The sequence below is a fragment of the Cognatishimia activa genome (genome assembly GCF_001458335.1).
GTDB lineage: Bacteria > Pseudomonadota > Alphaproteobacteria > Rhodobacterales > Rhodobacteraceae > Cognatishimia > Cognatishimia activa.
Window position 1 is genome coordinate 144,350 of sequence record NZ_CYTO01000024.1, and the last position, 13,440, is coordinate 157,789.

The 13,440-nt window shown below is 53.9% G+C and carries 11 protein-coding genes and 1 tRNA gene; 9 read left to right on the forward strand and 3 right to left on the reverse strand.

What is annotated here, in order from left to right:
- The first annotated feature begins 3 nt into the window (after positions 1-3).
- Positions 4-2,175, forward strand: coding sequence for a xanthine dehydrogenase family protein molybdopterin-binding subunit (locus TA5113_RS11880; protein WP_058313984.1), 2,172 nt, complete (start codon positions 4-6; stop codon positions 2,173-2,175).
- Positions 2,176-2,406: 231 nt separating this feature from the next.
- Here TA5113_RS11880 and TA5113_RS11885 read toward each other — a convergent pair.
- Both TA5113_RS11885 and TA5113_RS11890 read right to left on the reverse strand, forming a co-directional pair.
- Positions 2,407-2,493 (reverse strand) — tRNA-Leu (locus TA5113_RS11885).
- 213 nt (positions 2,494-2,706) lie between these two features.
- The gene (locus TA5113_RS11890; protein WP_058313985.1) at positions 2,707-3,255 is read right to left on the reverse strand and encodes a DUF2306 domain-containing protein; all 549 of its coding nucleotides are present in this window, start codon (positions 3,253-3,255) and stop codon (positions 2,707-2,709) included.
- A 93-nt stretch (positions 3,256-3,348) separates the two neighbouring features.
- On the opposite strand from TA5113_RS11890, the gene TA5113_RS11895 reads away from it, so the two are divergent.
- The 6 genes from TA5113_RS11895 (at position 3,349) to TA5113_RS11920 (ending at position 9,609) form a co-directional block, all read left to right on the forward strand.
- The gene (locus tag TA5113_RS11895) at positions 3,349-4,134 is read left to right on the forward strand and encodes a LytTR family DNA-binding domain-containing protein (protein ID WP_058316724.1); all 786 of its coding nucleotides are present in this window, start codon (positions 3,349-3,351) and stop codon (positions 4,132-4,134) included.
- Positions 4,134-4,787, forward strand: a complete 654-nt coding sequence (lipB, locus tag TA5113_RS11900) for a lipoyl(octanoyl) transferase LipB (RefSeq protein WP_058313987.1) — start codon at positions 4,134-4,136, stop codon at positions 4,785-4,787. The genes TA5113_RS11895 and lipB overlap by 1 nt, the downstream gene beginning before the upstream one ends.
- A gap of 117 nt (positions 4,788-4,904) precedes the next feature.
- Positions 4,905-5,384, forward strand: a complete 480-nt coding sequence (locus TA5113_RS11905) for a c-type cytochrome (protein WP_058314071.1) — start codon at positions 4,905-4,907, stop codon at positions 5,382-5,384.
- Positions 5,385-5,602: 218 nt separating this feature from the next.
- The gene (locus TA5113_RS11910; protein ID WP_058313988.1) at positions 5,603-7,222 is read left to right on the forward strand and encodes a tetratricopeptide repeat-containing sulfotransferase family protein; all 1,620 of its coding nucleotides are present in this window, start codon (positions 5,603-5,605) and stop codon (positions 7,220-7,222) included.
- Between the two features lie 142 nt (positions 7,223-7,364).
- Positions 7,365-9,044: a cytochrome c oxidase subunit I gene (locus TA5113_RS11915; protein WP_058313989.1), complete on the forward strand. Its 1,680-nt coding sequence runs from the start codon at positions 7,365-7,367 to the stop codon at positions 9,042-9,044.
- A gap of 79 nt (positions 9,045-9,123) precedes the next feature.
- Positions 9,124-9,609, forward strand: a complete 486-nt coding sequence (locus tag TA5113_RS11920) for a DUF2244 domain-containing protein (RefSeq protein WP_058313990.1) — start codon at positions 9,124-9,126, stop codon at positions 9,607-9,609.
- Positions 9,610-9,615: 6 nt separating this feature from the next.
- On the opposite strand, the gene TA5113_RS11925 is transcribed toward TA5113_RS11920, so the two are convergent.
- Entirely contained in the window at positions 9,616-10,686 is a 1,071-nt protein-coding gene (locus TA5113_RS11925) for an Mrp/NBP35 family ATP-binding protein (RefSeq protein WP_058313991.1), read from the reverse strand.
- Between the two features lie 233 nt (positions 10,687-10,919).
- On the opposite strand from TA5113_RS11925, the gene TA5113_RS11930 reads away from it, so the two are divergent.
- Positions 10,920-11,135 carry a DUF1127 domain-containing protein gene (locus TA5113_RS11930; RefSeq protein WP_058313992.1) on the forward strand — a complete coding sequence of 72 codons (216 nt, stop codon included), beginning with the start codon at positions 10,920-10,922 and terminating at the stop codon, positions 11,133-11,135.
- 511 nt (positions 11,136-11,646) lie between these two features.
- Entirely contained in the window at positions 11,647-13,437 is a 1,791-nt protein-coding gene (locus TA5113_RS11935) for a Hint domain-containing protein (protein ID WP_058316725.1), read from the forward strand.
- The last annotated feature ends 3 nt before the right edge of the window (positions 13,438-13,440 follow it).

Consider the following 13,440-nt stretch of genomic DNA (forward strand, 5'->3'; position numbering starts at 1 on the left):
GCGATGACTATGAAAGTATCTCGCCGGGGTTTCCTCGCAAGCGCAAGCGCTGCAGTACTTGTTTTGGGCGTGCGTCCCGATGGCGCTTTGGCTGCTGGCGAAACCGATGCAATGCTTAACCCATTTGTCAAAGTGGCGTCTGACGGTCAGGTCACGGGCATTGTCAAACACTTTGAAAAGGGGCAAGGGCCTGCGACCGGTCTGTCCACACTGATCGCCGAAGAGCTCGGCGTGTCAATCGAGCAAATCACCTATGAATTCGCGCCGTCCAACCCTGAAATCTACGCGAACACCTTCTTTGGTGGTTTCCAAGGTACTGGCGGTTCAACCGCGATGGCCAACTCTTTCATGCAATACCGACAAGCTGGTGCAGCCGCGCGTGAACTGTTGATCAAAGCCGCCGCCGATGCTTGGGGCGTTGATGCAAGTGGTCTGAAGATCGTTGAAGGTATCGTAACCGGCGGCGGCAAAACTGCTCCGATCGGCGATTTCGTCGCGGCTGCTTCGACGATGGAAGCGCCAGCAGATCCTCCGCTCACACCACCTTCGGAATGGCGATTGATTGGCAACCCAGACGTGCGTCGATTGGATAGTCCAATTAAAACCAATGGTAAGGCGATGTTCGCGATGGACTTGCATCTGCCGAACCAGATGGTCGCCGTGATTTCTCGCGCGCCCTCGCGCGGTGGTTTGGTCGCCGGTTTTGATGACAGCGCGTGTTCTGAGGTCAAAGGCTTCATCCGCGCTGCGACTCTGCCAAACAAGGCAGGCGTTGCGGTTTATGCCGAAGACACATGGGCGGCATTCCAAGCGCGTGATTTGCTATCGGTGGACTGGGACATGTCCGCTGCGGAAACCCGCAGCAGTGACGAGATCAAATCTGAGATCATGGCCGCTTTGGATGAAGCACCGACCTACAACGTCTCCAAAACCGATCATGCTGCGACCAAATCCGCGGTGGATGGAGCCGAGACTGTTGTGGAACAAACCTTCTACTTCCCGCTGCTGGCGCATGCTCCGATGGAACCGCTTAACTGCACGATCGAGGCCAATGCCGATGGCGGTGTGACGCTGCATGATGGATGTCAGGCGCCGACCGGTCCGCATATGGCGCTGAGCCAGATCTTTGAGCTGCCTATGGAAAAAGTCCGCATCAACACGATGTTGGCGGGTGGTTCTTTTGGTCGCCGCGCAACGCCGGATGCAGATTATCAAGTAGAAGCAGCGCTGGCCTTTGTCATCACTGACCGCAAACGTCCAGTGAAACTGGTCTGGTCGCGTGAAGATGATATGCGGTCTGGCTATTATCGTCCGGCGGTGGGTCATCGCGTGCGCGTTGGCTTGACCGGCGGCAAGATCGTCGGCTGGGATCACCACGTTGCCGGTCAATCTATCATGAAGGGCACCGCGTTCGAGGCGATGGCCGTGCGTGATGGGATCGACCACAGCTCTGTGGAAGGTACTGCGGATGGCCCTTACCAGATCCCAGGTATGTTCGTCGGTCTCACGGATACTCCCAAAGCGACAAGCACGCTGTGGTGGCGCTCTGTTGGGCACACCCACACAGCCTATGTGATGGAGGTCATGATGGATCAGGCCGCCAAAGCTGCGAGCGCCGATCCGGTTGAATTCCGTCTCGCGTATCTAAGCGGTGAGGGCGACGACCAAAAACGCAAAGCCAATGTGTTGCGCTTGGTCGCCGAAAAAGCAAATTGGGGCAACGCGCCCGAGGGGCGTTATCAAGGCGTCGCGGTGCATAAGTCCTTTGGCACATATGTGGCAGAGATTGCCGAGATTTCGGGCAACCCTGATGATGGCATCGTCATCGAGAATGTCACCTGCGTTGTCGATTGCGGCATTCCAGTGAACCCAGATGTGATCAAGGCGCAGATGGAAGGTGGCATTGGCTATGGAATTGGCCATGTGATGCGCGATCAGATCACGCTCGCAGGCGGTGAAGTTGAGCAATATAATTTCCCGGATTACGAGCCACTCCGCATCAGCGATATTCGGGGCATTGATGTGCATATCGTGAAGTCTGAAGCAGCACCTTCAGGTGTGGGCGAGCCGGGCACGCCACCATCAGCGCCTGCTTTGGCCAATGCCATCGCGGCAGCTTCTGGTGTGATGGTGGCTTCATTGCCTATGGAAGAAGAGGGCGTCTATTTCGCCTAGTAGACAACCAAATTGACGGGCGCATTTGTCGCCCGTCAATTGATCAGAATAGCGGTGTAGCGGGTCGATGCCGACCCGAGAGGTCAGAGGCTGGTACGATCATCAAACGGGTCAGATGAAACCCTGATGGCTCCCCGGAAATTCAAAAACAATAACCGAAACAGGTTAATATGCGAGGGCTTGTTTCCTGGCCCATCTAAGCATCTAAAATTTCAAGAAAAATCTGTGAAATGGTGCGGTCGAGAAGACTCGAACTTCCACGGGAGTTACCCCACAGCGACCTCAACGCTGCGCGTCTACCAATTCCGCCACGACCGCACATGACTTGGTGAACGGGTCTATATCGAACCGGTTCTGCGATGAAAAGACCAAATCCGCAGTTTCCAAAAAAGAAATGGGCAGCCTTTTTAAGCAGGCTAAATATTACTGCTTGGCTCGACCCGCTTACCATGGAATTGTGAACATTGGGGGCGCTGCGCCTTGGTTCAGGCTGGCCATGAAGTCGACGCTTTTCTCCAGCTTGTCAGTTACTTATTGGAACAAGTCCGCGCCGTTGACCCGCCTCGGAGCGAGCACGCTTCTTGCGCTATACCTTTTGCGTCGCTTCGTTCTCCAAACGATGACCGCAATATAAATCACTGACATCACCACGAGTCCGGCCCATGGGCTTTCGGCCGAAAAGGCCTTCTGGAAAGTGCGATGCGGCAAGAAGGTAAGGACCATGGGTAAGCCAAGGCCAAAGGTTGCTAGGTTGCGAAGCGCGGCTTGGTGACCTTTGATGTCGCCTTTGATGGCCATACGGATGGCAACAACTAGGGTCCACAAAGTCAAAACGGCAAGCCCATGCAGCAGGCTAAAGCGACCGACACCACCGATGTTTGAGATCGTGAATGCAGACAGGGCCGTCAACGCCATCGCGGTGACCCAAATATATCCGAGCTTTTTGTGCAGGTGATCTCGTTTTCTGCGCCACAAAACGAAAGGGGTCAGGCAAAACGCGAGGGTCGCGGTGGCGGCGTGGAACGCGATGTTGGGCTCCATTTGTGACAGCGTCTCAAATGCGGTGAAAGGGGCGGGCATCAGAAGTCTCCGGTTTGGGTTTTGAGTTGAAAAACCCTTGCCCCACTGGCACATCTGGACCCAGAACCGAAACGTGGTTGGCCGGAGGAATACGTGGAAGAAAGCCCATTGCATTTGGCGAAGCGTGAAACGCAATGGAGTTTGCGATCCAGACCCGTTTGGGCAGGGCTGCTCGCGGCTGGTATGATCCTTGGGGTTGCTGGCCCGTTTGGCACTGATGAGGTGCTGAGACTGTTGCCCAGACTACTCTATTGGTGCGCCTTGACCGTACTCTTTTACTTCGTGGGCTCTTTTTCAGGCACGTTTCTACATGCCGTTTTGGAAAGGTGGCGCATGCCCCATTGGCCGAGCGTAGCCTTGGCCGGGGCAGGGGCTGGCACGGCGATATTCGCGCTTTTGGTGGGCATTAACATCGCTCTCTTTTCAGTTTCTTGGGAAGACCGATCCGGCCTCGTCATTCTTGGGGCTAACGTGATTGGTATTTCCATGATCGTGACCGCCGCGATCGTTTACATCAAAGAGGCCATGCCCACGGCTTCTGCGAGCCAAGAGCCAAAACCTGTCGAAATCCTCAACCGATTGCCTTTTGACAAGCGAGGCGCGCTTTATGCGCTTTCCGTTAGCGACCATTATGTCGAAGTGATCACCGCAAATGGCGCCGAGCTTGTCTTAATGCGACTAGGAGACGCCATCAAAGAAGTGGGCGATACAGAGGGGCTTCAGGTTCACCGGTCCCATTGGGTGGCGCAAGCGGCGATTGCCGCGGCGCGCCGGGATGGCGCGAAAGCGATCTTGACGCTCAAGGATGGACGTGAAATTCCTGCCAGCCGCACCTATGTGCCAGCGCTTAAGGAGGCGGGGGTTCTCCCGACGAAATAATGGTGGAATGGAAGATCACACCGGGTTTGACCGAATACCAAGACGCGGTCGATTTTATGGAAGCGCGTGCTGATGCCATTCGCGCCGGTACAGAAGATGAATGCATTTGGCTGGTCGAGCATCCACCGCTTTACACCGCTGGAACGTCCGCGAAGGTCGAAGACCTAACGGATCCAGATCGTTTTCCTGTGCACACAAGCAAACGGGGTGGCCAATACACCTATCATGGCCCGGGACAGCGGGTGGTCTATGTCATGCTGGATGTGGCCAAACGCGGCAAAGACGTGCGGCAATTCGTAGAACAGATGGAAACCTGGGTGATCCAGACGCTGGCGCAGTTCAATGTGAAAGGTGAGATCCGTTGTGGTCGGGTTGGGGTTTGGGTCGAACGGGACGACAAACCGCGCACAATCACTGGTGCCAAAGCGGAAGATAAGATTGCTGCCATTGGCATTCGCCTGCGCAAATGGGTCAGTTTTCATGGAATATCCATCAACGTCGAGCCGGATCTGGAACATTTCACAGGCATTGTGCCCTGCGGGATAACAGAGTTTGGTGTGACGTCTTTGGTGGATCTTGGGCTGCCGGTGACCATGGATGATTTGGATGTCGCCTTGCAGGCAAGCTTTGCCGAGACGTTTGACGCTGCATGAGCAGGCAAAACACCACATTTGTGCAACCGCGCTGATTTGTCATTTGAAGATTTTTTCTGAGCGGTTAAATCCTTTAAAAAGCGCGCAAGATGATGCTAGCCAAAAAGGACGGCAATGATGAAAACTATTGTGACATTTGCTTTGACATTGATGATGGCGACCGCTGCGCAGGCGGAAGGCGATATCGATGCTGGCAAAAAGACTTTCGGAAAGTGCAAGTCTTGCCACTCGGTTGTGAGCACAGATGGCGACGTGCTTGTTAAGGGCGGTCGGACTGGACCAAACCTATTCGGTGTGATTGGTCGCGAAGCGGGCACCGCTGATTTCAAATATTCCAAAACGTTTGTTTCGTTGAACGAAACGGGTCTTGTTTGGGATGAAGCAAACTTTGCCGCGTTTGTGGTTGATCCTCGTGGTTTCCTGAAAGAGCAGGGGACAGATGGCAAAACACGGATGACCTTCAAACTGAAAAAAGGCGGTGAAGACGTGGCGGCCTTCCTTGCGTCTTTGGCACCAGCCCGAGAAGCTGAAGAAGCGACTGAAGACGCTCCAGAAGAAGCAGCCGCAGAGGCAGAGGCAACGACTGCGACTGAGTAAGCCTAGCCAAAATTCAAACAAAAGCCCGCTGGACCAAATCTGGCGGGTTTTTTGTTTTGAGCCAAATCGCCAGAGGCATAGGTGCCGCGTCCTAAAGATTGGTTAAAGAACGGGGCTCTTTTGGTTTCAAACCCCGCAGGGCCGTAAGTCGGTGGTTGCGGTGGGCGTTGCCGAAATTAAGGTAGAAAGAAAATTGGCTTTGAATGTGAGGATTGCCAATGCCTGCTGCTCTTTCTGTTGACAAAAGCCTGACACTGGCCCGCCAGGCGGCAAAGAAACAGGATTGGATCACCGCTTACAGAAACTACAAAGCGGTTCTGAATCGATTTCCAAGCAATAAGAAAGCGGCCAAGGCTGTTGCGGAATTGAGCAAAGTCGCTGCCCCAGCTCTTTTGAAACGTGCGAAGGTCGAGCAAGACAATGGCGACTGGAAAGCGGTGAATGATCTCTTGCGTGCTGCGGCTTTCTTTGCGCCTGGCGTCGTCGAGATCCGAACGGTTCTTGCTGAAAGCTACATTGAATCCGGGAACCCATCGGCTGGTTTGCCGATCATCGACAAGCTGTTGGCCGCAGAACCAAACTCCGCACTCTTTCATCGTATACGCGGGCAAGCGTTGCATGAGTTGGACCGGCCAGACGAAGCCAAAAAGGCACTTCGAAAAGCTTTGGAGATCGATCCGTCTTATGCCAAGGCCCATCGCGCTATCGGAATCGTAGCGCGATCACAAGGCGATTTGGATGAGGCGCTAAGCCATTTTGAAGCGGGGCTGGACATCACGCCAAATGACGCCAACCTTTATCGTCATGTCGTGACATTGGCGCCACCAAAGAACGATCAAGATCCGCACATTGTTAAACTCAAAGGAGCGCTGGCCGCACTAGGGGCCGACAATCCAAAATCCATCCCTCTTCATTTGGCGTTGTTTGAGGCGCTGCACAAATCTGGCAATCGAGAAGCGGCCTTTTCGCATCTATCCAAAGCCAAAGCGGTTGTGTCTCAGCAGCATCCCTATGATTTTCAATCCGATGCGGTCGTTGCAGCCTTCAGTAAGGCGCAGTTTTCAGACGCGGAGTGGTTTCAGCAGGAAGTAAAAGCGCCACGTTTGATCTTTGTGACTGGGCTTCCTCGTTCTGGCACAACGCTCACGGAGCGAATCCTGTCTTGCGCCGATGATGTGCAAGCATGTGGTGAACAGATGATCGTGCAGCGTGCGGTTATTGATCTGCTGGGTGACGTGCGCCAGCGGAAGGATCCTAAATTAAATCACCAGGATATCGCCGGGCTGCGCGAAAGTCTTCTGGCAGCTTATGCCAAAATCTCAGACGGTCGTAGCGTGCAGATCGATAAAATGCCTCTTAATTTCCGCTGGATCGGCTACCTCGTGGCAGCATTGCCCGAAGCTCGGATCGTGCATTTGAACCGTGATCCACAGGCCGTGGCATGGTCGCTTTATCGTCACCTGTTTAAGGGCAGGGGGCACGATTTTATGCATAGCCCAGAGGACATTGCACGGTTTATGATCTTGCATCGCGACTTGATGGCCCATTGGCGCAAAGTGTGCGGGGCGCGGGTTTTTGACCTCAGTTATTCAGAATTGGTGAATGACCAAGTTACGGCCACTAAAGCGCTTGCTGATGCGGTGGATCTCGATTGGTCAGACGCATGGCTAAGCCCTGAAAAAGCGACCAACCATGTTCGGACCTCTAGTGTGCTTCAAGTCACCAAACCCATCTACAAAAACAGCGACGAAAGTTGGCGGGTATACGAATCTCAACTCGCGCCTTTGACCGCTGCGTTGGGTCAAGCAGGGCTAATTTCCCCAGAAAAGGTGTCATAGCCCCCAAACCGCGACATTTTTTCTTGATCTGCGTCAAAGACGATCATTGCCGTACCGGTCGTGTCACACTAGAAATACGTGCAGAAGCAGGCATGGGAGGAAACTTTCGTGTCCACCCAACCACCGCTACAGGAGGCGAGGCATGGTAGACGCAGCCGTTCAAGGCCACGAACACGAGGACAACCGTAGCTTCTTTACAAGATGGTTCATGTCCACGAACCACAAAGATATCGGTATTCTCTATCTCATCGTTTCCGCGGTGGTCGGCTTTATTGCCGTTGCCCTGACGGTGGGGATGCGCCTCGAGCTTATGGAGCCGGGCGTTCAATATATGTGTCAGGAAGGCAGCCGCTTCCTGCAATTTGGTGCGACCACCGAAGGCTGTACGCCGAACGGGCACCTTTGGAACGTTTTCATCACCTATCATGGTGTTTTGATGATGTTCTTTGTTGTTATTCCAGCGCTGTTTGGCGGCTTTGGTAACTACTTCATGCCGCTGCAAATCGGCGCGCCGGACATGGCATTCCCGCGTATGAACAACCTGAGCTTTTGGCTTTACGTTGCTGGTACGTCTTTGGGTGTTGCGTCCATGTTCTCTCCAGGTGGCAATGGCCAGCTGGGTTCTGGTGTGGGCTGGGTTCTTTACCCGCCGTTGTCCACGTCTGAAGCAGGCCTTTCCATGGACCTTGCGATCTTCGCGGTCCACGTGTCTGGTGCCTCTTCGATCCTTGGCGCGATCAACATGATCACCACATTCTTGAACATGCGTGCCCCTGGCATGACCCTGTTTAAGGTTCCTTTGTTCTCCTGGTCCATCTTCGTGACCGCATGGTTGATCCTTCTGGCGCTGCCAGTTCTGGCCGGTGCGATCACCATGCTGCTGACCGACCGTAACTTTGGCACGACCTTCTTTGACCCAGCGGGCGGCGGTGACCCGATCCTGTATCAGCACATCCTGTGGTTCTTCGGGCACCCAGAAGTGTACATCGTTATTTTGCCGGGCTTTGGTATCATCTCTCACGTGATTGCGACCTTTGCGCGTAAGCCAGTCTTTGGCTACCTGCCAATGGTCTGGGCGATCATCGCGATCGGTGGTCTGGGCTTCGTTGTGTGGGCACACCACATGTATACCGTTGGTATGTCTCTGACTCAGCAGTCCTACTTCATGATGTCCACAATGGTCATTGCGGTACCGACTGGGGTTAAGATCTTCTCGTGGATTGCGACCATGTGGGGCGGCTCTATCGAGTTCAAGGCACCGATGATGTTTGCCTTTGGCTTCCTGTTCCTCTTCACCGCCGGTGGTGTAACGGGCGTTGTCCTGTCACAGGCTGGTGTGGACCGGGCGTATCACGACACATACTATGTTGTGGCACACTTCCACTACGTGATGTCGCTGGGTGCTGTCTTCGCGATCTTTGCAGGCATCTACTTCTACTTCGGTAAAATGACGGGTCGTCATTACCCTGAAGTTGCGGCGCAGATTCACTTCTGGATGTTCTTTATCGGCGCGAACCTGACCTTCTTCCCACAGCACTTCTTGGGTCGTCAGGGCATGCCACGTCGCTACATCGACTACCCAGAGGCATTCGCTTACTGGAACAAGATCAGCTCTTACGGTGCGTTCATTTCCTTCGCGTCCTTCATCCTGTTCTTCGGCATCATGTTCTACGCAGCCTTCAAAGGCCGCCGCGTGACTGAGAACAATTACTGGAACGAATACGCGGACACTCTGGAATGGACACTTCCATGCCCACCACCAGAGCACACATTCGAAATCTTGCCTAAGCAAGAAGAGTGGGACAAAGGCCACGCGCACTAACCCCATCTGAAGAATTCTCAGCGAGGCCCCGGAGACCATCCGGGGCCTTGTTTGTTTCTGAACCGCAGACGAATGGCCGATGCCATATCATTGGACTGAAACCTCTCAAGACCCGGTGATACTCACCCTCACTGCGCATAACTCGCTGCAGCCCAAAGGGTTCGTTCTGATGATCGGATTGACGGTCGCTTTTATCGCATTACCACTGTTGACGGTGCTGGGCACCGCGATTGTCTGGGTCATGCTGCCCTTCTTTGGAATTGCTGTCGGAGCGCTTTGGTTTGCGCTGCGATCCAACCAAGCGCATCGGCAGATCACTGAGGTGCTTAGGCGCGACGACGACGAGCTCACGCTTTCGCACACACCGGCGAAAGGCGCGGTGCAAAGCTGGTCCTGCAATGTCTATTGGGCCAAGGCGCATGTTATCGTCAAAGGCGGGCCAGTGGATCACTACGTGACCCTGTCTGGCAACGGTCGAGAAGTCGAGATTGGCAGCTTCCTCTCGGAGGATGAGCGTAAGGCTCTGTTCAAAGAGCTGTCGAGCTTTCTTCAGGCGCTGAAATAGAGGTGCTTAAATCAACCCGCTCTGGATAAAACCTTGCGCCATACGGGCATAAGCGTCTGCTACACTACCAGTGCCCGCGGCCACAGGAGTGCCTGCATCACCGGCGAGGCGCGTGTCCAGATCAATTGGCAGCGCTCCAAGTAAAGGAACGCCGAGCTTTTTCGCTTCTTCCGCGACACCACCATGGCCAAAGATCTGTTCCTCATGGCTGCAATTCGGACAGATATAGGTGGACATGTTTTCAATCATGCCAAGCACTGGGGTCTTGAGCGTCTTGAACATATCCAGAGCTTTGCGTGCATCCAGCAGTGCCACGTCCTGCGGCGTTGAAACGATGACCGCTCCCGTAAGTTCAGTTTTCTGGCACAGAGTCAGTTGCACGTCGCCGGTGCCCGGTGGAAGGTCCACGAGAAGCACGTCAAGCTCGCCCCATTGCACCTGTGTCAGCATTTGCTGCAAAGCACCCATCAGCATCGGGCCACGCCAGACGACTGCTTTATCGGGATCCAGCATGAAGCCAATCGACATCAATGTGACGCCATGGGAATGCAGAGGAATGATAGTTTTGCCGTCGGGGGAGGCAGGCCGTTTTTGAATGCCCATCATACGGGGCTGAGACGGGCCATAAATGTCCGCATCAAGCAGGCCAACTTTTTTGCCCTGTTTGGCCAAAGCAACAGCTAGATTGCTAGAGACTGTGGATTTCCCAACGCCGCCTTTGCCTGAACCAATCGCAATAATGCGTTTAACGCCCGCAACCTTCATAGGACCATCTTGTGGTTTCGGATGTCCGCCAACCTTCAGATTTGGGACGGGTTTCTTTTCCGCAGGACCGTGGGCGGTAAGGGCCGCTTGCACAGATGTGACGCCATCAACCTGACCAACAACCTGTTCCGCTGCTTGACGTAAACCTTCCATGCGCTGCGCAAGCTCTGGGGTAGGGGCCTCAATTACAAAGCGCACCATCCCATTTTCAACAGTCAAAGCGCGGATCATGTCACGACTCACCAATGAGCCTCCATCCGGTAGCCCAAGACTATCCAATGCGGCTTTGATTTGCTCTTTCGTAACGGCCATCGCGGTTCTCCTTTGCGCAACACTCTGCAGTCAAAAGGCGCGGGCGCAACCCAGAATCGTTCTAAAACTGCCCGGTGTTTGCGCAAACCGCCTCGCATCTTGTCGCAGGTAGGCGCAGACGAGCGTGCTATTCAATTTCTGCATAGCGGCAATGCAAGGGTGTCCGTTGTGCAGGTGCAGCAAATCTCTATATCGTTGTCACAAGAGATGAGAACACAGTTCGGAGTACCGAGATGGCGAATGTAGCAGAAATGAATGGCTTCCAGGCCGTAGCAGCACCACGCGAAGTAACTTTCTTTGCAACCCTGCGCGCTAAGTTTCAGCAGTACCGCCTGTACCGCCAAACTGTAAACGAGCTATCAAGCCTACCCAACCGCGAACTGGCGGACCTTGGCTTGAACCGCTCTGGCATCAAAGGGACTGCTATTGAGGCGGTCTACGGTAAGTAATTTGAATTCGAAGGACCTCTCCTCCTCCCTGGTCCTTTGAAGATAGCGGCGACTTCCTCCTCCTCCCTGAAGTCGCCGCAGTAATACGGGCTTAGAGCCCAGACATACGAAGCCTCTCTCCTCCCTTGAGGCTTTGTTGCAAGACCGGCGGTTCTCCTCCTCCTCCCTGAGAGCCGCCGGATTTGAATACCGGGTCACAGACCCACCGGAATGCGAAAGGCCTCTCCTCCTCCCTGGCCGGACGCTGACAAAGAACGACGGTGCCCCTCCTCCTCCCTGGCACCGTCGTTTTTGCTTTTTTGGGGCAGGGGTTTTCCAATAGTTTGAGCTTGATGAGATCGCCAAAGATCGCATTTTGTCATCTTTGGTCGACGAAAAAAGCCTCTTGCCCAGCCCAAAGATCGCGAAGTTTCGCCATTTTTGACCCGTATCCTTTTTGTAACTAACGCAATGTTTGCTGCGTTTTTGCAGGACGTGATCTTCCGGTGTGCCGGTTGAAAAGGAGTTTGAGATGCCGACGATGAATTCAGGCCTAGGTGGCCCGGCAGGTTATGGTGAAAATGTCTATTCCACGTCGCCTAAAGCGGCGGGGAACAATGACGATGGCAGTATCGAGATTGATCTGACGTCCGTCTTTGGCGACGCAGGGATTAACTTTTTTGGTACCTATTACCAATCGCTCTACCTAAACTCTAACGGTTTGATCACCTTTGAGGGTCCCCAAACAGCCTACACGCCTTCAGGCATCTCTGGCTTGTCAGAGCCCGCTATCGCGCCGTTTTGGTCGGATGTGGACGTGAACAAAGGCGGCGAAATCTATTGGGATATCGACGAAGAAAGCGGCCAAATTACAATTACTTGGGATGATGTTGCGCCATATCGTAACGCCTCAACAGCGGGGACAAACTCTTTCCAGGTTGTGATTACCAGCACCGGTGATGGCAATTTCACTGTCGAGTATATTTACGAAAATATCGACTGGACCAACGGCTACACCGGCGATGCAACGGTTGGTGTGACCGATGGCGGGGACAACGACTTTGAACTTGAGGGTTCTGGCGATGGCTCCATCCTGAACACATTTGAAGGCAATGACTTTGATGTGGGCCAAGATGATGGGGTGTGGTCATTCGGTGTGCGTGATGGTGAGCCGGATTACCGAGACTACGTTGTGGAAGGCACAGATTCGGGCGAAGTGATCGACGCATCCTTCGTGGATGAAGATGGTGATCGCGTCGACAACGCAGACCATTTTGACGATTCTAATAACGATGAGATTGCCGCAGGTGGCGGCAACGACTCCGTGCTTGCTGGCCTTGGCGATGACACAATTCGCGGTGACGCGGGCGACGATACGCTGCTTGGAGAGGCCGGCAATGACATCCTTGATGGTGGCGTTGGTGATGACAGTCTCGTGGGCGGGGCAGGCAATGATACGTTTGTCTATCAGCCGGGCGATGGCCATGACACGATTGCCGACTTTGGGACCGATACAGCAGGTGATAATGCCGACAACATCGACCTATCTGGTTTTTATGACAGCATGGTCGAACTGCGGGCTGACCTAGATGACGATGGTATTCTCAACCAATCCAACAGTATCGAAAATGGCGGTGACGTCGATTATTCCAACAATGATCAGTTTAGCGACAATGATAGCCTAACCTTCACAAATGTGGATCGTCGCGACTTTACCGAAGACAACACCGGGGTCGTTTGCTTCACCAAAGGCGCAATGATTACAACCAGCAAAGGTGATGTACCGATTGAGACTTTGCATGTTGGTGACCTTGTGCAAACGCGCGACAATGGCTTGCAACCCATCTTGTGGATTGGTTGCCGCCGCTTGGGCCGTAAGAAACTATTGGAACGGCCAGATCTAAAACCTGTGCGTATCGCACCGCGTTTGATTGGGACGAGCGAACCGCTTCTGGTATCGCCGCAACACGGAATGCTGTTGAGCGTGGATGGCGAAGAAAAACTGATCCGCGCCAAGCATTTGGCTGCGCTAGACGGTGGCCAGGCGCGCGTTGCAGAAGGTCAGCGCGAAGTGGTCTATTTCCATATTCTATTGGAAGATCACCAAATTATTTTCGCCAATGGAGCGCCGTCAGAGAGCTTTTATCCGGGTAGCCAAGCGCTTGGCTCGCTAAAAACGGCGGCACGGCGTGAGGTGTTTACACTGTTCCCTGAATTGCAAAATTTCAGCGCGGCAAAAGGTTATGGCACTCAGTCTCGCGATTTCATGAAACGCAAGAGCCTGCCTGACACTTTGCGTGCATTTGCTGTGGCGGGCCACTGATCA

What these genes read in the sequence shown, in the direction of transcription:
- TA5113_RS11935 (WP_058316725.1), top strand. Translation starts at nt 11,647, where the DNA reads ATGCCGACGATGAATTCAGGCCTAGGTGGCCCGGCAGGTTATGGTGAA.
- TA5113_RS11905 (WP_058314071.1), top strand. Translation starts at nt 4,905, where the DNA reads ATGAAAACTATTGTGACATTTGCTTTGACATTGATGATGGCGACCGCT.
- TA5113_RS11920 (WP_058313990.1), top strand. Translation starts at nt 9,124, where the DNA reads ATGCCATATCATTGGACTGAAACCTCTCAAGACCCGGTGATACTCACC.
- TA5113_RS11890 (WP_058313985.1), bottom strand. Translation starts at nt 3,255, where the DNA reads ATGCCCGCCCCTTTCACCGCATTTGAGACGCTGTCACAAATGGAGCCC.
- TA5113_RS11925 (WP_058313991.1), bottom strand. Translation starts at nt 10,686, where the DNA reads ATGGCCGTTACGAAAGAGCAAATCAAAGCCGCATTGGATAGTCTTGGG.
- TA5113_RS11930 (WP_058313992.1), top strand. Translation starts at nt 10,920, where the DNA reads ATGGCGAATGTAGCAGAAATGAATGGCTTCCAGGCCGTAGCAGCACCA.
- lipB (WP_058313987.1), top strand. Translation starts at nt 4,134, where the DNA reads ATGGTGGAATGGAAGATCACACCGGGTTTGACCGAATACCAAGACGCG.
- TA5113_RS11915 (WP_058313989.1), top strand. Translation starts at nt 7,365, where the DNA reads ATGGTAGACGCAGCCGTTCAAGGCCACGAACACGAGGACAACCGTAGC.
- TA5113_RS11880 (WP_058313984.1), top strand. Translation starts at nt 4, where the DNA reads ATGACTATGAAAGTATCTCGCCGGGGTTTCCTCGCAAGCGCAAGCGCT.
- TA5113_RS11910 (WP_058313988.1), top strand. Translation starts at nt 5,603, where the DNA reads ATGCCTGCTGCTCTTTCTGTTGACAAAAGCCTGACACTGGCCCGCCAG.